We start from the raw sequence: 20,222 nt of genomic DNA on the forward strand, positions 1-20,222 counted from the left end.
TTGTTATTTTTCAGGCAGGATCAGCGCAGGCTGACGAAACGCTCCGGCGGCCGATGCAGGTCGATCCGCGCGTCGTATAGAAGGTTGAGCAGCTCCACCAGCATGATCGCGGAGAGGCCCCAGATCTTGTATTCGCCAAACCGGTAGGCCGGCACGAACCAGTGGCGGCCGGAATAGTCGATGCGGTGGGTGGTTTCCCGCGGATCGTCGCGGAAGAATTCGAGCGGAACGCTGAATACCGCGGCGATCTCGCCGTCGTTCGGCTTGTACGGCACCGAGTCCGGGATGAAACCGACGAACGGCGTCACCTTGATGCCATGCCGGGAGACCAGCGTGCTCAGCGGCGTGATCACTTCCACCACGCCGGACGGCAGGGCGATTTCCTCTTCCGCCTCACGCAGGGCCGTCTGGATCAGGTCCAGGTCATCCGGATCGCGCCGTCCGCCGGGGAATGCCACCTCGCCGCTGTGCGTGGACAGGCCGGTGGCCCGCAGGGTCAGCACCAGCTCTTCATTGCAGGTGATGGGCAGCAGCACCGCCGCTTCCGGGAAGCTGCGGTCGTTGTAGAGATCGCGAGGGGTATGCGCCGCGAGGCGTTGGCGCAGTTCATCCAGCATGCAGTTCGTCCTGCGGGTGTGGTCTGGTCCTTGTAGTGCGAGGAATCATGGCATGAAAGGCCTCCGCCGCCCAAGTCCAGCCCCTTGCTGGACGCCCCTCGGCGCGACAAGATTGATCATCATCTGACAAGGAATGAGCATGAAGTTCTGCAGCCAGTGCGGCGCCAGTGTGAGCCTGCGCATCCCCAGCGGCGACAATCGCCCACGGTACGTCTGCGACCGGTGCCTGACCGTGCATTATCAGAACCCACGCGTCGTCGCCGGCTGCCTGCCCGTGTGGGAAGGACGCATCCTGCTCTGCCGGCGCGCCATCGCCCCGCGCCAGGGCTTCTGGACCCTGCCGGCCGGCTTCATGGAGAACGGCGAAACCCTGGAACAGGCCGCCGCCCGGGAAACCCTGGAAGAAGCCTGTGCCCGCGTCACCGACCTGCACCTTTATACGGTCTTCGACCTGCCGCACATCAGCCAGATCTACATGTTCTTCCGCGCCAACCTGGTCGACCTGGACTTCTCCGCCGGGGAGGAAAGCCTGGAAGTGGGCCTGTTCGAGGAATCCGACATTCCCTGGGGGGAGCTGGCTTTCCCCACCGTCGGCCGTACCTTAGAATGCTTCTTCGCGGACCGTATCCGGCAAGATTACCCGGTTCGCAACGAGGGCATCGCGCCAATGCTGGCCCAATACAAGAAAGCACCAACCTGAACATCGCCTCCAAGGCCCTTCGATCACTGGGGAATTCATTTCAATGCGCTGGCTGCTCGCCCTTCTCTGTCTGACCTTTGCCACGCTGACGCAGGCGAATGCGACGCCGACCCTGGAAGGTTCGATCGACAAGGTCCTGGTCCTCAAGGCCGAACACAAGCTGCACCTGCTGAGCAAGGGCAAGATCCTCAAGAGCTACCGCATTTCCCTCGGCAAGTCGCCACGCGGCCCCAAGCTCCGGGAAGGCGACAACCGCACGCCGGAAGGCTTCTACTGGATCGACTGGCGCAAGACCAGCGAGAACTTCAACCTGTCGATGCACATTTCCTACCCCAACGCCCGCGACGTGGCGCGCGCCCGCGACAAGGGTCATCCGGCGGGCGGCATGATCATGATCCACGGCACCCCGCTGGATGACGAATACCCGGAGTGGTATTTCTCGACCCTGGACTGGACCAACGGCTGCATCGCCATGACCAACTCCGACATGCGCGAAGTCTGGAGCCTGGTGAAAGACGGCACGCTGATCGAAATCCGCCCCTGATCCACAGAAGGCGCCCCACGTAGGTTGGCGCTGAACGCAGTGAAGCCCAACAACCGTCGGGCGTGGCACTGTTGGGCTTCGCAAGCTCAGCGCCAACCTACCTGACGGTCAGAAGACCAGGTCGGAAAGGCGCCAGACTTCGTATGCCGGGGTCTCGTAGGGATGGGCGACCTTCAGGGCCTTCACCGCATCGTGTATGCGCTCGTCGGCCACCACCATCTCGACCTTCCACTCCGCTACCTGCTCGACCGTACCCGCCTGGCCGATGAAGGGATTGCTGCCCTGCAGCGGACGGAACTGCCCCTGCCCCAGGACCTGCCAGCAGCAACTGTCATAGTCGCCGATGCGCCCGGCGCCGGCCGCGAAAACCGCGGACTTCACCGACTCCAGGTGACTTCCGGGAACATAGAAGCAGAGTTTGTACATCGGCTTACTCCGTGAGGATCAGGGTCATTCCAGCGCGGGAAACTGCAGCCATGGGATATGGTGGCATTTTGCCTTTTGACCGCGATTAAACCCAGTGAAACCGTTGGACTGCGGGACCTTCGTCACGTTCTCCCCTGGCTGGAGAATTTTCAGCCCGAACTGTGAAGCGATTCCCGAATCAACGACCGAAGAATCGTCTCAGCCGCTCGCGGAAACCTGCCGGCGCAGGCGCGTGGCGGCCATCGCACCAGGGTGGTGTGCGGGAAAGGCCGCAGCGGCACAGCAGCAGGTACTGCTCGCGATGGATTTCGAGGAATTGGCCGGAGTCGCAATCAGGCGGGCAAGCGGGGCCCGACGGGGAGAAACCGCAGCGGCAGAGCCTGAGCCTGTCGCCGGGATGGACATGGATGACTTCGGGAAGGATCGGAGCAGGATGGCCGGGGTCTGGCATGGCGGGTTTCACCCTCTCCCGACACGGGAGAGGGTGATCGGGGTTATCAGCCCACCCAGACGCGGGCGTTGCGGAACATGCGCATCCAGCCGCCGTCCTCTTCCCACTCGTCCGGACGCCAGGAGTTCTGCACGGCGCGGAACACTCGCTCCGGGTGCGGCATCATGATGGTGACGCGGCCGTCGCGGTTGGCCAGGCCGGTGATGCCGCGCGGCGAGCCGTTCGGGTTGGCCGGGTAGGTTTCGGTGACCTTGCCGTGGTTGTCGACGAAGCGCATCGCCACGCAGCCGGACAGGTCGGCTTCGAGCAGCGCCTCGGCGCTCTCGAACTCCGCATGGCCTTCACCGTGGGCGATGGCGATCGGCAGGCGCGAACCGGCCATGCCCTGCAGGAAGATCGAGTGCGACTCCTGCACCTGGACCATCGCCACGCGCGCTTCGAACTGCTCGGAACGGTTGCGTACGAAGTGCGGCCAGAACTCGGTGCCGGGGATCAGTTCGTGCAGGTTGGAAAGCATCTGGCAACCGTTGCACACGCCGAGGGCGAAGCTGTCCTTGCGCTCGAAGAAGCCCTGGAAGGCGTCGCGGGCGCGGCTGTTGAACAGGATCGACTTGGCCCAGCCCTCGCCGGCGCCGAGCACGTCGCCATAGGAGAAGCCGCCGCAGGCCACCAGGCCCTTGAAGGCGTCCAGGCTGACGCGGCCGGAGAGGATGTCGCTCATGTGCACGTCGATCGCGGCGAAGCCGGCGCGGTCGAAAGCGGCGGCCATTTCCACCTGGCCGTTGACGCCCTGCTCGCGGAGGATCGCCACCTGCGGACGCACGCCCTTCTTGATGTAGGGCGCGGCGATGTCGTCGTTGACGTCGTAGCTGAGCTTGACCGACAGGCCGGGATTGTCTTCTTCCAGCAGGCCGTCGAACTCCTGGGTGGCGCAGTCGACGTTGTCGCGCAGGCGCTGGATCTGGAAGCTGGTTTCGCTCCAGATGCGCTGCAGCAGGCGGCGCTGGGCATCGTAGACGCGCTCGCCGTTGAAGCTGATGTGCACGTCCTCGCCGTTCACCGGCTGGCCGATGACCGCCACGCAATCGTCAAGACCGGCGGCGCTGAACTGCGCCAGCACTTCCTGGGTGGCGCCTTCGTGCACCTGGATCACCGCCCCCAGCTCTTCGCTGAACAGCACGGCTGCCAGTTCCTCGCGGCTGTCGGCCAGCGCGTCGAGGTGCAGGTCGAGGCCGCAATGGCCGGCGAAGGCCATTTCCAGCACGGTGGCCATCAGGCCGCCGTCGGAGCGGTCGTGGTAGGCCAGCAGGTGGCCGTCGGCGTTCAGGCCCTGGATCACTGCGAAGAACGCCTTGAGGTCTTCGGCGTCGTCGACGTCAGGCGCCTGTTTGCCGATGCGGCCGTAGGTCTGGGCGAGGATCGAACCGCCCAGGCGGTTCTTGCCGCGGCCGAGGTCGATCAGGATCAGATCGGTCTCGCCCTTGTCCAGGCGCAGCTGCGGAGTCAGGGTCTGGCGAATGTCGGAGACCGGCGCGAAGCCGGAGATGATCAGCGACATCGGCGCGGTCACGCTCTTGTCGACGCCGGCGTCCTGCCAGCGGGTCTTCATCGACATGGAGTCCTTGCCCACCGGAATGGTGATGCCCAGCTCAGGGCACAGTTCCATGCCGACGGCCTTGACGGTGTCGTACAGGCGCGCGTCCTCGCCCGGGTGGCCGGCAGCGGCCATCCAGTTGGCGGACAGCTTGATCTCGGAAATCCTGTCGATGCATGCGGCGGCCAGGTTGGTGATGGTCTCGCCAATCGCCATGCGCCCGGAAGCCGGGGCATCGAGCAGCGCCAGCGGAGTGCGCTCGCCCATCGCCATGGCTTCGCCGGTGTAGACGTCGAAGCTGGTGGCGGTGACGGCGCAGTCGGCCACCGGGACCTGCCACGGGCCGACCATCTGGTCGCGGGCCACGAGGCCGGTGATGGTGCGGTCGCCGATGGTGATGAGGAAGTTCTTGCTGGCCACGGCCGGGTGGCGCAGCACGCGCTCGGCGGCTTCGGTCAGGTCCAGGCCGTCGGTGACGAACTCGTCGCCCAGTTCGGCTTCGCGGGTGACCGAACGGTGCATGCGCGGCGGCTTGCCGAGCAGGACGTCGAGCGGCATGTCCACCGGCTTGTTGCCGAAGTGGCTGTCGGCGACGGTCAGGTTCTTCTCTTCGGTAGCCTCGCCAACCACGGCGAACGGGCAGCGCTCACGCTCGCAGATGGCCTTGAAGGTTTCGAAATCGGCCGCGTCGACCGACATCACATAGCGCTCCTGGGACTCGTTGCACCAGATTTCCAGCGGGCTCATGCCCGGCTCGTCGTTGGGCACGGCGCGCAGTTCGAAGCGGCCGCCACGGCCGCCGTCGTTGATCAGCTCCGGCAGGGCGTTGGAGATACCGCCGGCGCCGACGTCATGGATGAACTTGATCGGGTTGTTGTCGCCGAGCTGCCAGCAGCGGTCGATGACCTCCTGGCAGCGGCGCTCCATTTCCGGGTTCTCGCGCTGTACCGAGGCGAAGTCGAGGTCGGCGGCGCTGGCGCCGGTAGCCATCGACGAAGCGGCGCCGCCGCCCAGGCCGATCAGCATGGCCGGGCCGCCGAGCACGATGAGCTTGGCGCCGACACTGATCTCGCCCTTCTGCACGTGCTCGGCGCGGATGTTGCCCATGCCGCCGGCGATCATGATCGGCTTGTGGTAACCACGCACTTCCTCGCCGCGCGGGGTGGCGACGGCCTGCTCGAAGGTACGGAAGTAGCCGGCCAGGTTCGGACGGCCGAATTCGTTGTTGAACGCGGCGCCGCCCAGCGGGCCTTCGATCATGATGTCCAGCGCGGTGACGATGCGCTCGGGCTTGCCGTACTGCACTTCCCAGGGCTGTTCGTAACCGGGGATCTGCAGGTTGGAAACGGTGAAGCCAACCAGGCCGGCCTTCGGCTTGGCGCCGCGACCGGTGGCGCCTTCGTCGCGGATCTCGCCGCCGGAGCCGGTGGAGGCGCCGGGGAACGGGGCGATGGCGGTCGGGTGGTTGTGGGTTTCCACCTTCATCAGGATGTGCACCGGCTCGTCGTTCGCCGCGTACTGGCGGGTTTCCGGGCTGGGGAAGAAGCGCCCGGCGACGAAGCCCTTCATCACGGCGGCGTTGTCCTTGTAGGCGGACAGCACGCCGTCGCCGTGCATTTCATAGGTGTTCTTGATCATGCCGAACAGGCTCTTTTCCTGAGCCTCGCCGTCGATGTCCCAACTGGCGTTGAAGATCTTGTGGCGGCAGTGTTCGGAGTTCGCCTGGGCGAACATCATCAGCTCGACGTCGTGCGGGTTGCGGCCCATCTCGCCGAAGCTCTTCACCAGGTAGTCGATCTCGTCCTCGGCCAGCGCCAGGCCCAGTTCGACGTTGGCCTTCTCCAGCGCCGGACGGCCGCCGCCGAGGATATCGATGACGCTCAGCGGCTTGGGCTGGGCATGGCTGAACAGGCCGGCGGCCTCTTCCAGCTTGTCCAGCACCACCTGGGTCATACGGTCGTGCAGGCGCGCCGCCACCAGTTGCGCTTCCGCTTCGCTCAGCTCGCCGCTGACGTAGTAGGCGATGCCGCGCTCGATCCGCTCGATCTTCGCCAGGCCGCAGTTATGAGCAATGTCCGAAGCCTTGCTCGACCACGGCGAGATGGTGCCGAAGCGCGGCACCACCAGGAACAGGCGACCATTCGGCTCCTGCACCGGCACGCTCGGGCCGTACTTCAGCAGGCGGCCGAGCACCTGCTCCTCGTCGGCGCTCAGCGCACCATTGACCTCAGCGAAGTGCGCAAACTCGGCGTACAGCCCGGTGACAGCGGGTACCTGCCGGGTCAGCAGGTCGAGCAGTTTGCCGTGGCGGAAGGCGGAAAGGGCGGGAGCGCCGCGCAGGATCAGCATTGTCGGAACAGCCTCTGGAGACGGGGGAGTATGGGAGCCGGACGGGCCGGCCCACAGAGGCCGTGCATTCTACCGCAAACCGCTGCCACGCGGCACCCGCAGCGGCCTTCGATCCGCTGTTGTTCCGCCTGTAACCGCCCCGGAACCGCCGCTTATCCGGCTGCAGCACCGGACGACTGGTATGGGACGCTCTAGGACAGGGCCTCGCCCCGCCCGCGAACGACCGTGCCTTTCGGCTAACAGAGTTGCGCTAACCTGTCCAGATATGGCTCCGATGCGCCTTTGCGTATACTCCCGTGATGCTTGCCCTGACTATGTCCCGCGTGCGTTGCACCGCCTGGATCTTGGCGACCTGCATCTTTCTGCTGCTGTCAGGCTGTAGCGAGGCGAAAACCCCTACAGCCCTGGAGCGTGTGCAGAAGGAGGGTGTGCTGCGCGTGATCACCCGCAACAGCCCCGCCACCTACTTCCAGGACCGCAACGGCGATACCGGTTTCGAGTACGAACTGGCCAAGCGCTTCGCCGACAAGCTCGGGGTAAGGCTGGAAATCCAGACTGCGGACAACCTCGACGACCTCTATGGCCGCCTGGGCGGCGCCAACGGCCCCGACCTGGCCGCCGCCGGCCTCACTCCCGGCGGAATCCACGAAAGCACGGTGCGCTTCTCCCACACCTACCTGGAAGTCACCCCCCAGGTGGTCTATCGCAACGGCGAGCAGCGCCCTTCCCGTCCGGAAGACCTGGTCGGCAAGCACATCGTCGTGCTCAAGGGCAGCAGCCACGCCGGCCAACTGGCGGATCTGAAGAAACGTTTCCCAAAGCTCGCCTATGAGGAATCCGACGCCGACGAGATGGTCGACCTGCTGCAGAAGGTCGATGTCGGCGAGATCGACCTGACCCTGATCGACTCCAACGAACTGGCGATGAACCAGGTCTACTTCCCCAACGTGCGGGTCGGCTTCGACCTCGGCGACGAGCGCGGGCTGGCCTGGGCCGTACCCGCGGGCGACGACAACAGCCTGCTCAGCGCAATCAACGACTTCCTCGACAAGGCCCGCAAGGATGGCGTCCTGCAGCAACTGAAGGACCGCTACTACGGCCATGTCGACGTACTCGGCTATGTCGGCGCCTACACCTTCGCCAAGCACCTGCAGCAGCGCCTGCCGCGTTACGAGCAACACTTCCACCAGGCCGCCGACAAGGTCGAGGCGGACTGGCGCCTGCTCGCCGCCATCGGCTACCAGGAATCGCTGTGGCAGCCCGACGCCACCTCCAAGACCGGCGTGCGCGGGCTGATGATGCTGACCAACCGCACGGCCCAGGCGATGGGCGTGTCCAATCGCCTGGACCCGAGGCAGAGCATCCACGGCGGCAGCAAGTACTTCGTGCAGATCCGCAACGACCTGCCGGAAAGCATCAAGGAACCGGACCGCACCTGGCTCGCCCTCGCCGCCTACAACATCGGCGGCGCGCACCTCGAAGACGCCCGCAAGCTGGCCCAGCAACAGGGCCTGAATCCGAACAAGTGGCTGGACGTAAAGAAGATGCTGCCGCGCCTGGCGCAGAAGCAGTGGTTCCGCAAGACCCGCTACGGTTACGCGCGCGGCGGCGAGACCGTGCATTTCGTGCAGAACGTGCGCCGCTACTACGACATCCTCACCTGGGTGACCCAGCCGCAGATGGAAGGCGGCCAACTCGCCGAAAGCGGCATGCACCTGCCCGGGGTGAACAAGGACAAGCCGGAAGAGGACGGCGACAAGCCGCTCTGACCGTTGACCGTAGGTTGGCGCTGAGCGCAGCGAAGCCCAACGGTGCAGCGGCTCGGCAGATGTTGGGCTTCACTTCGTTCAGCACCAACCCCTACGCGGAATAAACCTCAGCGAGCCTTGCGCCGCGCCTTGAAGAACGCCGAAAGCACCGCCCCGCACTCCTCTGCCATCACCCCGCCCTCGAACAGCACCTTGTGGTTGAGGAACTCCTGGGCGAAGAAGCGGCCATGGCTTTCCACCACGCCGGACTTGGGTTCCGTCGCGCCGTAGACCAGGCGCTGGATGCGCGAATGGACGATGAGGCCGGAGCACATGCTGCAGGGCTCCAGGGTCACGTAGAGGGTGCTGCCGGGCAGACGGTAGTTGGCGGCCGCCGCCGCGGCCATGCGGATAGCGACCATCTCGGCATGGGCGCTGGGATCATGGCTGGAGATCGGCTGGTTGAAGCCGCGCCCGATGATTTCGCCATTGCGCACCAGCACCGCGCCCACCGGCACCTCGCCGATGGCCGCGGCCTTCTCCGCCTCGACCAGGGCTTCCTGCATGAAATGCCGGTCCTGGCTGCGATCGACGATAAAGCGCACGCCTTTCACCGTCGGGTGGCCTTTGCTGTTGGTCAGGATAGTCAACTGCACCAGGCCTCGCCGACCGCGATGGTGCCCATCAGGCCGGTCTCCATGTGATCGATCACGTGACAGTGGAACATCCACAGCCCCGGGTTATCCGCCACCAGCGCGATGCGGGCGGTTTCGTTCTTGCCCAGCAGGTAGGTGTCGGTGAAGTACGGGATGATCTCGCGCCGGTCGGAATCCAGCACCTTGAACGCCAGCCCGTGCAGGTGGATCGGGTGCTGGTACTGGGTCATGTTGCGCAGCACGAAGATGTAGCTCTGGCCTTCCTTCAGCTTGGCCAGAGGCGGCGCGCTGTGCTTGTGTTCCTCGCCACCCTGCCAGGCGACGCCGTTGATCTGCCACAGCGAAGGCGCCGACTGGCCCTTGGAGTAGTCCGAAACCGCGCCGACCCATTCGAACTTGAAGCCGATGGTCTCGGCATTCGCCAGATCGGGCTCGGCGACCGGGTTGGCCGGCAGCGGCGCCGGCCAGTCCGTGGCCGCCGATTCGCTGGAAGCCACCGAGCGGATGGTCGCCAGGCGCACCGGCCCGTCGCGGAACGACAGCTCGGTGCCTGCCGCGGGCACCTTGAGCGCCAGCTCCAGGCGCATGCCCGGGCCGATCCAGTACTGGTCGCCGAATTCCCGGGGCGCCACCGGATGACCGTCGATGGCGTAGATCTTCGCCTCGGCATTCGGCAGGTTCAGGCGATAGGTCACCGTGTTGTCGACGTTGAGGATGCGCAGGCGGACGATCTGCCCGGCCGGCAGTTCGATCGCCGGCAGGTGCTCGCCATTGACCGTCGACAGCCTCCCGCGCGTACCTTCACGCGCAGCCTGGCGCGGCACGCTGAAGGCGGTGAAGGCACCCTCGGCATCGACGTGCCAGGTCTTCAGGCAGAGAACTTTTTCCTGGGTGAAGCCGGTGGGCTCGCGCTCATCGATGATCAGCGGGCCGACCAGACCACGGCCAAGCTGCTCGCTGCTCATCAGGTGCGGGTGATACCAGTAGCTGCCGGCGTCCGGCGTCTTGAACTGATAAAGGAAGCTTTCACCCGGCTGCACCGGCGGCTGCGAGATGTAGGGCACGCCGTCCATCTCGATCGGCAGGCGGATGCCGTGCCAGTGGATGGTGGTCGGCTGGTCCAGCTTGTTGGTGAAGCGCACCCGCAACCAGTCGCCCTGGCGGGCGCGAAGCTCCACACCCGGAGCCTGCCCGCCATAGGCCAGGCCGGGTGTCTTGAAGCCCGGCACCAGTTCGAGATCGAGCGGCGCGGCGATCAGCTCGTAATCGTGTTCGGCGGCCACTTCCGGCCGTGCCAGCCAGATGCGCGCGCCACCGGCGCCAAGGCCGAGCACGGCGAGGCCAGCGAGGCCGCCAAGTACTTGTCTGCGGCTGAAACTCATGGAATCTCCAACGAAGGCTGGAAATGATAGATTTTCTCATTTCCAGCCATAACTGGCGAGTTGCAGCACGAAACAGAATGCCGCACCCCGGATACGACAAGGGCAGCCTCAGCTGCCCTTGTCGTCTGAAACTCATCTACCGGGAATCACTCCCACTCGATCGTTGCCGGCGGCTTGCTCGAAACGTCGTAGGTGACGCGGGAGATGCCTTCGATCTCGTTGATGATGCGGTTGCTCACCTTCTCCAGCAGCTCGTACGGCAGATGCGCCCAGCGAGCGGTCATGAAGTCGATGGTTTCCACCGCGCGCAGGGCGACGACCCACGCGTAGCGGCGGCCGTCGCCGACCACGCCGACCGATTTCACCGGCTGGAACACCACAAAGGCCTGGCTGGTCTTGTGGTACCAGTCGAAGTTGCGCAGTTCCTCGATGAAGATGTGGTCGGCGCGACGCAGCAGGTCGGCGTATTCCTTCTTCACTTCGCCGAGGATGCGCACGCCCAGGCCCGGGCCCGGGAACGGGTGGCGGTAGACCATGTCGTAGGGCAGGCCGAGTTCCAGACCGATCTTGCGCACTTCGTCCTTGAACAGCTCGCGCAGCGGCTCGACCAGGTCGAACTGCATGTCTTCCGGCAGACCGCCGACGTTGTGGTGCGACTTGATCACGTGGGCCTTGCCGGTCTTGGCGCCAGCCGACTCGATCACGTCCGGGTAGATGGTGCCCTGGGCGAGGAACTTCACATCCTGCAGCCTGGTGGCTTCCTCATCGAACACTTCGATGAAGGTGCGGCCGATGATCTTGCGCTTCTCTTCCGGGTCGGCGACGCCGGCGAGGCGGCCGAGGAACTTGTCTTCGGCATTGGCGCGGATGACCTTGACGCCCATGTTCTCGGCGAACATCGCCATCACCTGGTCGCCTTCGTGCAGGCGCAGCAGGCCGTTGTCGACGAACACGCAGGTCAGCTGGTCGCCGATGGCGCGGTGCAGCAGCGCGGCGACCACCGAGGAATCCACTCCGCCGGACAGGCCCAGCAGCACCTTGGCGCCGCCGACCTGGGCGCGCACGGTGGCGATGGCGTCGTTGACGATGTTCGACGGCGTCCACAGCGCGGCGCAGCCGCAGATTTCCAGCACGAAGCGCGAGAGGATGCGGCCGCCCTGCTTGGTGTGGGTCACTTCCGGATGGAACTGCACGCCGTAGTAGCCGCGGGCATCGTCGGCCATGGCGGCGATCGGGCAGCTCGGAGTGCTGGCGAGGATGTGGAAGCCCTGGGGAATCTCGGTGACCTTGTCGCCGTGGCTCATCCACACGTCGAGGCCGAACACGCCGTCCTCGTCCACATGGTCTTCGATGCCGTCCAGCAGGCGCGCCTTGCCGACGATATCGACACGGGCGTAGCCGAATTCGCGCAGGTCGGAACCCTGCACCTTGCCGCCGAGCTGCTCGGCCATGGTCTGCATGCCGTAGCAGATGCCGAACAGCGGCACCTTGAGGTCGAACACCGCACGGGGCGCGCGCGGGCTGTTGTCCTCATGCACGGACTCAGGACCGCCGGCGAGGATGATGCCGCGCGGGGCGAAGGCGCGGACGGCGTCGTCGCTCATGTCGAACGGATGGATTTCGCAGTACACACCGATCTCGCGCACGCGGCGGGCGATCAACTGGGTGTACTGGGAACCGAAGTCCAGGATCAGGATCCGGTGGGCGTGAATGTCTTGATGGGCCATGGCCGCCTCTCGTAGCGAAATTCTCAAACGACACGGGGCTGAATCGAACAGCCCCGTATCCTAAAAAACGTCAAAAATGGTTTTGCCGCGTCGCGAGCGCCGGTCAGGCAAGGCGGAAAGACAGGAGAAAGCGGAGTTTGCTGTAGCAAATGAGCATTTTCGACTGTCTTTCCAACGCAGCATGGCCAGGCGCAGCAGCGTCAAAACCATTTTTTCAACCAACGCGGTAGTTGGGGGCTTCCTTGGTGATCTGCACATCGTGGACATGGGACTCGGCCATGCCGGCACCGGTGATCCGCACGAACTGCGGACGGGTGCGCATGTCTTCGATGTCGGCGCTGCCGGTGTAGCCCATCGCTGCGCGCAGGCCGCCCATCAACTGGTGGACGATGGCGCTCAGCTGGCCCTTGTACGGCACGCGGCCTTCGATGCCTTCCGGAACCAGCTTCTCGGCACCGGCCGAGGCGTCCTGGAAGTAGCGGTCGGAGGAGCCCTGCGCACCGGCCATGGCACCCAGCGAGCCCATGCCACGGTAGGACTTGTAGGAACGGCCCTGGAACAGTTCGATCTCGCCCGGAGCCTCTTCGGTACCGGCGAACATCGAGCCCATCATCACGCAGTAGGCGCCAGCCACCATGGCCTTGGCCAGGTCGCCGGAGAAGCGGATGCCGCCGTCGGCGATCAGCGGAACGCCGGTGCCTTCGAGGGCGGCGGCGACGTTGGCGATGGCGGAAATCTGCGGTACGCCGACACCGGCGACGATACGGGTGGTGCAGATCGAGCCCGGGCCGATGCCGACCTTGACCGCGTCGGCGCCAGCCTCGGCCAGTGCGCGGGCGGCTTCGCCGGTGGCGATGTTGCCGCCGATCACCTGGACCTGCGGGTAGGTTTGCTTGACCCAGCGAACGCGGTCGATCACGCCCTTGGAGTGGCCGTGGGCGGTATCCACCACCACCACGTCGACCCCGGCGTTGACCAGCGCGGTAATGCGCTCGGCGGTATCGGCACCAGTGCCGACGGCAGCGCCGACGCGCAGACGGCCCTGCTCGTCCTTGGATGCCAGCGGGTAGGTCTTGGCCTTCTCGATGTCACGGAAGGTCACCAGGCCGGTCAGGTGGAACTGCTCGTCGACCACCAGCATCTTCTCGATGCGGCTCTCGTAGAGCTTGGCCTTCATTTCTTCCAGCGGGGTGCCTTCGCGGGCGGTGATCAGCTTTTCCTTCGGCGTCATGATCGCCGCCACGGTGTCGCCGACGTTCGGCTTCACGCGCAGGTCGCGGCCGGTGACGATGCCGACCAGCTCACCCTCGGCCACTACCGGGAAGCCGGAGAAGCCGTATTCGCGGGCGATCTGCAGCAGTTCGATGATCTTGGTCGAGGGAGTCACGGTGACCGGGTCGCGGACGATGGCGGTCTCGTGCTTCTTGACCTTGCGCACCTCGGCAGCCTGCTGCTCGATGCTCATGTTCTTGTGGATGATGCCGATGCCGCCTTCCTGGGCCATGGCGATGGCCAGGCGGGACTCGGTCACGGTATCCATCGCGGCGGACACCAGCGGGATGTTCAGTTCGATGCCACGGGTCAGGCGAGTTTTCAGGCTCACGTCCTTGGGCAGGACTTCCGAATAACCCGGAATCAGGAGGACGTCGTCGAAAGTGAGGGCTTCTTGGCTGATGCGCAGCATGGCGGGGGCTCCCAGGTGAGGCGGGAAAATGGAAGCGCGGCATTATACCCCAGCACGACGCTCGGGCTCAACGCGGCCGACCAATGCTTTCGGGACCTGTCCGCAGCCCTGCCGGACACGCTCCGGGCGACTCGCTGGCCCCCGGCGGCGAGCCACCTTATTATCCTCCGCCATGCACAACGATCCCTTCCAACGGCTCGGCCTCGACCGCGAGGTGCTGACCGTCAGCCAGCTCAACCAGCGCGCCCGCCATCTCCTGGAAGACGTGTTCCCGCAGGTGTGGGTGGAAGGCGAGATTTCCAACCTCGCCAAGCCCGCCTCCGGCCACATCTATTTCACCCTCAAGGACAGCAACGCCCAGGTGCGCTGCGCCCTGTTCCGCCAGAACGCCCTGCGCGTGCGCCAGGTGCTGCGCGACGGCCTGGCGGTGAAGGTGCGCGGCAAGGTCTCGCTGTTCGAGGGGCGCGGCGACTACCAGTTGATCGCCGACGCCGTCGAACCGGCCGGCGACGGCGCGCTGCGCCTGGCCTTCGAAGCACTGAAGCAGAAGCTCGCCGCAGAAGACCTGTTCGCCGCCGAGCGCAAGCGCGACCTGCCGGCCCACCCGCGGCGCATCGGCATCGTCAGTTCGCCCACCGGGGCGGTGATCCGCGACATCATCAGCGTGTTCCGCCGCCGCGCGCCGCAGGTCGAGCTGACCCTGATCCCCACCGCCGTGCAGGGCCGCGAAGCAACCGGACAGATCGTCCGCGCCCTGCAACTGGCCGACGCGCAGGGTTTCGACGCGCTGATCCTGGCCCGGGGCGGCGGTTCGCTGGAAGACCTCTGGTGCTTCAACGAAGAAGCCGTGGCCCGCGCCATCGCCGCCTGCGTGACGCCCATCGTCAGCGCCGTGGGCCATGAGACCGACGTGTCGATCAGCGACTTCGTCGCCGACGTGCGCGCGCCGACGCCCTCCGCCGCCGCCGAACTGCTCGCGCCGCATACCAACGAACTGCAGCAGCGCCTGGACAGCCTGCGCCGCCGCCTGATCCTGCGCATCCAGGACCGCCTCGCCCGCGAGCGCCTGCGCCTGGAAGGCACCGCCCGGCGCCTGCGTCATCCCGGCGAACGGCTGCGCCAGCAGGCCCAGCGCCTGGACGACCTGGACATGCGCCTGCGCCGCGCCTTCGAGCGGCAGATCCAGGTGCGCCACGAACGCCTGGCGCGCCTGGATACCCGCCTCGCCGCGCAGCATCCCGGCCGCACCCTGGCGTTGCTGCGGCAGAAGCTCGACAGTCTGGCCCAGCGCCTGCCGCGCGCCACCCACGCGCTGCTCCGCCAGCACCGCCAGCGCCTCGATGGCCTGGCGCAGAACCTGCACATCGTCAGCCCGCTGGCGACCCTCGGCCGCGGCTACAGCATCCTCCTCGACGAACAGGGACAGGCCGTACGCCGCGCCGCGCAGACCCGCGTCGGCCAGCGCCTGAAAGCCCGATTGGCGGAAGGCGAACTGGACGTGCGGGTCGAGGACAATCACCAGACACCGGTCAACCTTTCCCTGCTGGACTGATGCCGATGGACCTGCTCGCCCCCATTCCCGAAGCACCCGAGCCCGACTGGGCCGCCGCGTTCCGCATGCCCATCGCCGAGTGCGGCCAGCCGCTGCAGGCGCTGGGCATCAGCCAGGGTTTCCTGGTCTGGCCGGCGTACCATCGTCTCGGCATCCCCAATGCCCTGCCGGAATGCCATGCGCGCAGCGAGGTATTCGATCGCCTGCTGCACGCGGCGAATCTCCTGCCCGACGGCATGCGCCTGGTGGTGCTGGACGCCTGGCGGCCATTCGCCGTGCAGCAGCATCTCTACGACACGCTGTACGACATCCTCAAGCACCATGAGCCGGAAGCCGATCCGGCCGAACTGACGCGGCGCACCCGCGAATTCGTCGCCCCGCCGAGCACCCGTGCCGACGCACCGAGCCCGCACCTGACCGGCGGCGCGGTGGATGTGACCCTGGCCGACCGCGACGGCCGCTGGCTGAACATGGGCAGCCTGTTCGACGAAGCCACGCCGCGTTCCTATACCCGCCATTACGAAGCCTTCGAGCAACCGACCAAGCTGCAGCGGCGTGTACGCGACCATCGCCGCCTGCTGTTCAACGTCATGCAGGCCGCCGGCTTCAGCAACCTGTCCAGCGAATGGTGGCACTACGACTATGGCGACCAGCTGTGGGCCTGGCATACCGGCGCTTCCAAAGCGATTTATGGACCCGCGCAGGTCCTGCCGCTGGAACAGCTATGGCGCCAGCAACTGGATGGGCTACGAAAGCCGCTGTAGGGCGGGTGCAACCCGCCATTTCGCGATTATTCGGCGGGTTGCACCCGTCCTACGAAACTGACGAGATTTCCCATGCCACGCCTGTTCTGTCTGTTGTTCGCCACCCTCCTCACCCTGTCCGCCCACGCCGAAGGCTTCATCAGCCGTACGCTGAACAAGCCGGTGCCCGGCGGCGTTGCCGTGCTGCAACTGGGCAGCGGGTCTGAAGCCCCGCAGGTCAGCTACCAGGGCAAGCCGGTCATGGTGGTAAAGGAGGAAGGCCGCGACTGGATCGCCATCGTCGGCATCCCGCTGACGGTGAAGCCGGGCACGCAGCAGATCCAGGTGCGCCAGGGTGGCGCCAGCCGCAGCCAGGCGTTCGCGGTGGCTGCCAAGCACTACAAGGAACAGCGCATCACGCTGAAGAACACACGCCAGGTCAACCCGCTGGCCGAAGACCTCAAGCGCATCGAGCGCGAACTGGCCGAGCAGACCCGCGCCTATCGCACCTTCAGCCCTGGCACGCCGAGCAACCTGCTGCTCGACAAGCCGGTCAGCGGCCCGCTGTCCAGCCCGTTCGGCCTGCGCCGCTTCTTCAACGGCGAGGAACGCAACCCGCACTCCGGCCTGGACTTCGCCGTGCCGGCCGGCACGCCGATCAAGGCTCCGGCCGCCGGCAAGGTGATTCTGATCGGCAACTACTTCTTCAACGGCAATACGGTGTTCGTCGACCACGGGCAGGGCTTCATCAGCATGTTCTGCCACATGTCGAAGATCGACGTGAAGCTCGGCCAGCAGGTCCCGCGCGGCGGCGTGGTCGGGCGGGTCGGCGCTACCGGCCGCGCCACCGGGCCGCACATGCACTGGAACATCAGCCTCAACGACGCCCGCGTCGACCCGGCGATCTTCATCGGCGCATTCAAGCCCTGAGTGCAGTCAGGTCCCGTTCTGCTCTTTCGGGATCCGTTCCAGGCGGTACATTTCGCCGATCAGGCAGGCCTCGCGGATACCGGCGAAGTCGATGGAGACGATCCGGTCCAGCTTGGTCAGGGCACCGACCGTGGTGCTGAAGCTTAGGCGGCTGCCGTTATCCAGGTTGTTGCAGGGCGAGGAGAACTCCACCAGGTACGCCGGGCCAGGCCCCTGGCCGAGGGTGATGTGGCTCTTGTCGAGATACTGCCAGCCATCGACATACCAGTAAGGCACCGACTTCACCGTCTCCCCCTGGCGATAGCCGAGCTTGGCCAGGTGCTGATCCAGCGGCAGGTTCTGGTCTTGCAGCGATGAATGGCTGCAGGCAGCGAACAACGGGATCACCGCCAGCAGGCAGAGGGCTCCGGGCTTGCGCATTGTGCACCTCCTGGCCATGGGCAACGGCCACTTTGCGGATATCGGAGCTGCTGCCGCACCAAACGCCGGGCACTCCCGATACATCAGGCATTTTCGCACCGGGCCCGTGCAACGCCAACCGGCGGCGAAGGCCCGGCGCGTACTGCATCCTTGCCCCTTCGGCCTGGGCCCTGGCTTATTGCATGCTCAACTGCCCGCGCTCCAGCCGATGGAAGCGCTTGAACAGGCAATCGGCGCGTTTACCGCCGAATTCCATGCCGTAGACCTTGTCCAGACGGGCCAGCCAGCCGGCGGTAGTAGCGGTGGTAACGAAGTCCTGATTGTCCAGGCGATAGCAATTGACGTTCAGCTCCGCCAGGTACGCATCCTGCTGTTGCAGCCCCATCGCGATGTGCCGCGAATCGACGAGTCGCCAGCTGTCGATGGACAGGTGTGGAACGACCTGCACTTCCTCACCCTGGCGATAACCGAGCTGGGCCAGCTGCTCGTCCAGCGGCGGCGACTCTTCGGGGGAAAGGACATGGCTGCAGGACGCCAGAAGCGGTAGCGCAGCGAGGGGAAGGAAGAGGGATGGGATTCTTTGCATTGTGCACCTCCCAGTCATATGGAATGGCCATTGACCGAGTGCCGGCGGTGCAGCCTTGCACGGAACGGGTGGTCCTCACCTCGACGACACCCGTCCGAGAGTCTGGCACACATCGCCCCGCACGGCGCAAAGTCACGCCGGACGGGGCCTCCAGTGTTTTCTACTGGTGATCCATGTCCATCTTCATGCCGTGCATGTCGTGCGTCTGGCCGCTGGCCGGGGCCTCCTTCTGCACGAGGATTTCCACCTTCACGTCGCCGGCCTTCTGGAAGTGCAGGATCACCGGGAAGCGCTCTTCCGCGGCGAGGGGTTTCTTCAGGCCGAACAGCATCAGGTGGTAGCCGCCGGGGGCGAAGGTCAGGGTACCGCCGGCGGGGATATCCACCCCCTCGACCTTCTGCATCTTCATCATGCCGTCCTTGTGGACATGCTCGTGAATCTCGGCGCTGGCGGCACGCTCGGTATCGGCGCCGAGCAGCCGGTCGGCCTCCTTGCCGTTGTTGTGCACGACGAAATAGGCCGCGCCGTTGGCCGAACTGGCCGGCAGCAACAGCGACCAGGGGTGGTCGATGTGCAGGTTGCCGGCCTGGTACTCATGGGCCATGGCGGTGCCGGAAACCGACAGCAGGGCAGCCAGGGCAAGCAAGGTTTTACGCATCTTCATCACTCCTTTTCTCTCTCTGTAGGCAGGCATCGCCTGCCCCTGTGGAAAACATTCAGCCCAGCGCCGGACGGCTGCGCACCAGACGCGACAGGACCAGCCAGTCGAGCCCCCAGACCAGCAGCAGGGACATGCCGACCAGCGGGAAAGCGGCGCCCAGGACGATCACGATCAGCAAGCCGCCCCTCCACACCGGCAAGGCATGGGGCAGCGGCGGCACACCGAGGCGGCGCTGCGGCCGGCGCTTCCACCAGATCACCACGCCGCTGACAGCGCTGAACAGGATCATCAGGCACACCGCGAGGATCAGCAGCTGGTTGGCCACGCCGAACATCTTGCCCTCGTGCAGCGTCACGCCCAGCTCGACGCTTTTCGCCACCGCGCCGTAGTCCTGCCAGCGCACATCCGCCAGGACCTTGCCGCTGTACTGGTCGACGTGCAGGGTCGCATCGTTGCGCGGATCGTCGGCGAACACCGAGACGGTGTACACACCCTCCTCGCCTTGCGGCAACGCAATGGCATAGCCCGGCACGACGCCCGCGCCATTGGCGATATCCACCACCTGCTGCAGGCCGATCTGCGGATTAGCCGCGCCGCCCATCGCATGCCCGCCATGTTCGGCATGCGCATTGGAGCTTGGCACCGGGGTGTTTTCCACGGCCCAGGGCACCATCTGCCGGTGCGCCTCGTTCAGTTCGCCGGCCAGCGGCGCGGACTTCGGCACGTCGTTCCACATCGCCGCCGGGAAGCGGTTCCACACATCGGCGAAGCTCTTGCCCCAATAGCCGGTCCAGGTCATGCCGCTGAGCAGCATGAACAGCAGCGCCAGGGCGCCCCAGAAGCCGATCACCGCGTGCAATTCGCGCCACAGCGGACGGCCGCGCTGCTTCAGGTTGGGCAGCAGAATCCCGCGCCCGCTCTTGCCGCGCGGCCACCACAGGTAGACGCCGGATACCACCAGGACGATGCCCCAGCCGGCCGCCAGCTCGACCAGCCGGTCGCCGACCGTGCCGATCATCAGCTCGCCGTGCAGCGCCCGGGCGATCGCCTGCAGGTTGTCCTTGGCGTCCTGGGTGCCGAGCAGTTGGCCGCTGTACGGATCGACGAACAGGTTGATCTCCCGCCCGTCCTTCACGCCGACGAACTGCGCGCTGCGATCGGCCGCCATCGGCGGCAGGTACTTGCTGATCTGGAGCTGCGGATCGGATACGCGCAGACGCTCCAGTTGCTGGTCGGCGCTCATCATCGCGGCGCCCGGCCGGACCTCCAGCAGGTCGCGGTACATCAACTGGTCGAGCTGCGGTTTGAACAGGTAGATGATCCCGGTCAGCGCCAGCAGGATCATGAACGGAGCCACGAAAAGCCCGGCGTAGAAATGCCAGCGCCAGGCCAGGTTGTAGAACTCGGGAGTTTTCTTCTCCATTTTTATAGTCTCCACGCAGGCTTGTTCGG

General features: G+C 65.7%; 18 protein-coding genes. 6 read left to right on the top strand and 12 right to left on the bottom strand.

The annotated features are described in order from the left end of the window. Positions 1-20: 20 nt before the first annotated feature. Positions 21-617, bottom strand: a complete 597-nt coding sequence (locus JFY56_RS06630; RefSeq protein ID WP_208312741.1) for a CoA pyrophosphatase — start codon at positions 615-617, stop codon at positions 21-23. Positions 618-756: 139 nt separating this feature from the next. On the opposite strand from JFY56_RS06630, the gene JFY56_RS06635 reads away from it, so the two are divergent. Further along, the gene (locus tag JFY56_RS06635) at positions 757-1,317 is read left to right on the top strand and encodes an NUDIX hydrolase (protein ID WP_208312742.1); all 561 of its coding nucleotides are present in this window, start codon (positions 757-759) and stop codon (positions 1,315-1,317) included. A gap of 43 nt (positions 1,318-1,360) precedes the next feature. Beyond that, the gene (locus JFY56_RS06640) at positions 1,361-1,861 is read left to right on the top strand and encodes a L,D-transpeptidase family protein (RefSeq protein WP_208312743.1); all 501 of its coding nucleotides are present in this window, start codon (positions 1,361-1,363) and stop codon (positions 1,859-1,861) included. 108 nt (positions 1,862-1,969) lie between these two features. Here the strand turns inward: JFY56_RS06640 and JFY56_RS06645 are convergent, their stop codons facing one another. From JFY56_RS06645 to purL, 3 genes are all read right to left on the bottom strand, one after another. Further along, positions 1,970-2,287 (bottom strand): Nif3-like dinuclear metal center hexameric protein, encoded by a 318-nt coding sequence (locus JFY56_RS06645; RefSeq protein WP_208312744.1) that lies wholly within the window; start codon positions 2,285-2,287, stop codon positions 1,970-1,972. A gap of 178 nt (positions 2,288-2,465) precedes the next feature. Continuing rightward, entirely contained in the window at positions 2,466-2,738 is a 273-nt protein-coding gene (locus JFY56_RS06650; RefSeq protein WP_208312745.1) for a CDGSH iron-sulfur domain-containing protein, read from the bottom strand. 46 nt (positions 2,739-2,784) lie between these two features. Further along, complete coding sequence (gene purL, locus JFY56_RS06655; protein ID WP_208312746.1) at positions 2,785-6,681, bottom strand: phosphoribosylformylglycinamidine synthase; 3,897 nt, start codon at positions 6,679-6,681, stop codon at positions 2,785-2,787. Between the two features lie 299 nt (positions 6,682-6,980). Here purL and mltF point away from each other — a divergent pair, with 299 nt between their 5' ends. Next, positions 6,981-8,450 (top strand): membrane-bound lytic murein transglycosylase MltF, encoded by a 1,470-nt coding sequence (gene mltF / locus JFY56_RS06660; RefSeq protein WP_208312747.1) that lies wholly within the window; start codon positions 6,981-6,983, stop codon positions 8,448-8,450. 107 nt (positions 8,451-8,557) lie between these two features. Here mltF and tadA read toward each other — a convergent pair whose 3' ends face one another. From tadA to guaB, 4 genes are all read right to left on the bottom strand, one after another. Then, on the bottom strand, positions 8,558-9,085 hold the full coding sequence (gene tadA / locus JFY56_RS06665) for a tRNA adenosine(34) deaminase TadA (RefSeq protein WP_208312748.1): 528 nt from the start codon (positions 9,083-9,085) through the stop codon (positions 8,558-8,560). Then, on the bottom strand, positions 9,076-10,467 hold the full coding sequence (locus JFY56_RS06670; RefSeq protein WP_208312749.1) for a multicopper oxidase family protein: 1,392 nt from the start codon (positions 10,465-10,467) through the stop codon (positions 9,076-9,078). The genes tadA and JFY56_RS06670 overlap by 10 nt, the downstream gene beginning before the upstream one ends. A 146-nt stretch (positions 10,468-10,613) precedes the next feature. Next, on the bottom strand, positions 10,614-12,194 hold the full coding sequence (guaA, locus tag JFY56_RS06675) for a glutamine-hydrolyzing GMP synthase (protein WP_208312750.1): 1,581 nt from the start codon (positions 12,192-12,194) through the stop codon (positions 10,614-10,616). 214 nt (positions 12,195-12,408) lie between these two features. Beyond that, positions 12,409-13,878 (bottom strand): IMP dehydrogenase, encoded by a 1,470-nt coding sequence (gene guaB / locus JFY56_RS06680; RefSeq protein WP_208312751.1) that lies wholly within the window; start codon positions 13,876-13,878, stop codon positions 12,409-12,411. A 172-nt stretch (positions 13,879-14,050) separates the two neighbouring features. On the opposite strand from guaB, the gene xseA reads away from it, so the two are divergent. The 3 genes from xseA to JFY56_RS06695 all read left to right on the top strand — a co-directional run bounded on the left by xseA (position 14,051) and on the right by JFY56_RS06695 (position 17,103). Then, positions 14,051-15,430, top strand: a complete 1,380-nt coding sequence (xseA, locus tag JFY56_RS06685; RefSeq protein WP_208312752.1) for an exodeoxyribonuclease VII large subunit — start codon at positions 14,051-14,053, stop codon at positions 15,428-15,430. Between the two features lie 5 nt (positions 15,431-15,435). Next, positions 15,436-16,194, top strand: coding sequence for a M15 family metallopeptidase (locus tag JFY56_RS06690; protein WP_208312753.1), 759 nt, complete (start codon positions 15,436-15,438; stop codon positions 16,192-16,194). 72 nt (positions 16,195-16,266) lie between these two features. Continuing rightward, a complete protein-coding gene (locus JFY56_RS06695; protein ID WP_208312754.1) occupies positions 16,267-17,103 on the top strand; it encodes a peptidoglycan DD-metalloendopeptidase family protein in 837 nt (278 codons plus the stop codon). A gap of 6 nt (positions 17,104-17,109) precedes the next feature. Here JFY56_RS06695 and JFY56_RS06700 read toward each other — a convergent pair whose 3' ends face one another. From JFY56_RS06700 to JFY56_RS06715, 4 genes are all read right to left on the bottom strand, one after another. After that, entirely contained in the window at positions 17,110-17,523 is a 414-nt protein-coding gene (locus JFY56_RS06700) for a DUF6491 family protein (protein ID WP_208312755.1), read from the bottom strand. Positions 17,524-17,698: 175 nt separating this feature from the next. Further along, entirely contained in the window at positions 17,699-18,109 is a 411-nt protein-coding gene (locus JFY56_RS06705) for a DUF6491 family protein (protein WP_208312756.1), read from the bottom strand. A gap of 160 nt (positions 18,110-18,269) precedes the next feature. Beyond that, positions 18,270-18,767, bottom strand: coding sequence for a copper chaperone PCu(A)C (locus JFY56_RS06710; RefSeq protein ID WP_208312757.1), 498 nt, complete (start codon positions 18,765-18,767; stop codon positions 18,270-18,272). A 58-nt stretch (positions 18,768-18,825) separates the two neighbouring features. Continuing rightward, the gene (locus JFY56_RS06715) at positions 18,826-20,193 is read right to left on the bottom strand and encodes a PepSY-associated TM helix domain-containing protein (protein WP_208312758.1); all 1,368 of its coding nucleotides are present in this window, start codon (positions 20,191-20,193) and stop codon (positions 18,826-18,828) included. Between the last annotated feature and the right edge of the window lie 29 nt (positions 20,194-20,222).

Source organism: Pseudomonas schmalbachii, from assembly GCF_017589465.1.
In the GTDB taxonomy this organism is placed as follows: domain Bacteria; phylum Pseudomonadota; class Gammaproteobacteria; order Pseudomonadales; family Pseudomonadaceae; genus Pseudomonas; species Pseudomonas schmalbachii.

Excerpts from the sequence above, each read along its gene's own strand:
- JFY56_RS06630 (WP_208312741.1), bottom strand. The coding sequence starts at position 617 with ATGCTGGATGAACTGCGCCAACGCCTCGCGGCGCATACCCCTCGCGAT.
- JFY56_RS06635 (WP_208312742.1), top strand. The coding sequence starts at position 757 with ATGAAGTTCTGCAGCCAGTGCGGCGCCAGTGTGAGCCTGCGCATCCCC.
- JFY56_RS06640 (WP_208312743.1), top strand. The coding sequence starts at position 1,361 with ATGCGCTGGCTGCTCGCCCTTCTCTGTCTGACCTTTGCCACGCTGACG.
- JFY56_RS06645 (WP_208312744.1), bottom strand. The coding sequence starts at position 2,287 with ATGTACAAACTCTGCTTCTATGTTCCCGGAAGTCACCTGGAGTCGGTG.
- JFY56_RS06650 (WP_208312745.1), bottom strand. The coding sequence starts at position 2,738 with ATGCCAGACCCCGGCCATCCTGCTCCGATCCTTCCCGAAGTCATCCAT.
- purL (WP_208312746.1), bottom strand. The coding sequence starts at position 6,681 with ATGCTGATCCTGCGCGGCGCTCCCGCCCTTTCCGCCTTCCGCCACGGC.
- mltF (WP_208312747.1), top strand. The coding sequence starts at position 6,981 with ATGCTTGCCCTGACTATGTCCCGCGTGCGTTGCACCGCCTGGATCTTG.
- JFY56_RS06670 (WP_208312749.1), bottom strand. The coding sequence starts at position 10,467 with ATGAGTTTCAGCCGCAGACAAGTACTTGGCGGCCTCGCTGGCCTCGCC.
- guaA (WP_208312750.1), bottom strand. The coding sequence starts at position 12,194 with ATGGCCCATCAAGACATTCACGCCCACCGGATCCTGATCCTGGACTTC.
- guaB (WP_208312751.1), bottom strand. The coding sequence starts at position 13,878 with ATGCTGCGCATCAGCCAAGAAGCCCTCACTTTCGACGACGTCCTCCTG.
- xseA (WP_208312752.1), top strand. The coding sequence starts at position 14,051 with ATGCACAACGATCCCTTCCAACGGCTCGGCCTCGACCGCGAGGTGCTG.
- JFY56_RS06690 (WP_208312753.1), top strand. The coding sequence starts at position 15,436 with ATGGACCTGCTCGCCCCCATTCCCGAAGCACCCGAGCCCGACTGGGCC.
- JFY56_RS06695 (WP_208312754.1), top strand. The coding sequence starts at position 16,267 with ATGCCACGCCTGTTCTGTCTGTTGTTCGCCACCCTCCTCACCCTGTCC.
- JFY56_RS06700 (WP_208312755.1), bottom strand. The coding sequence starts at position 17,523 with ATGCGCAAGCCCGGAGCCCTCTGCCTGCTGGCGGTGATCCCGTTGTTC.
- JFY56_RS06705 (WP_208312756.1), bottom strand. The coding sequence starts at position 18,109 with ATGCAAAGAATCCCATCCCTCTTCCTTCCCCTCGCTGCGCTACCGCTT.
- JFY56_RS06710 (WP_208312757.1), bottom strand. The coding sequence starts at position 18,767 with ATGCGTAAAACCTTGCTTGCCCTGGCTGCCCTGCTGTCGGTTTCCGGC.
- JFY56_RS06715 (WP_208312758.1), bottom strand. The coding sequence starts at position 20,193 with ATGGAGAAGAAAACTCCCGAGTTCTACAACCTGGCCTGGCGCTGGCAT.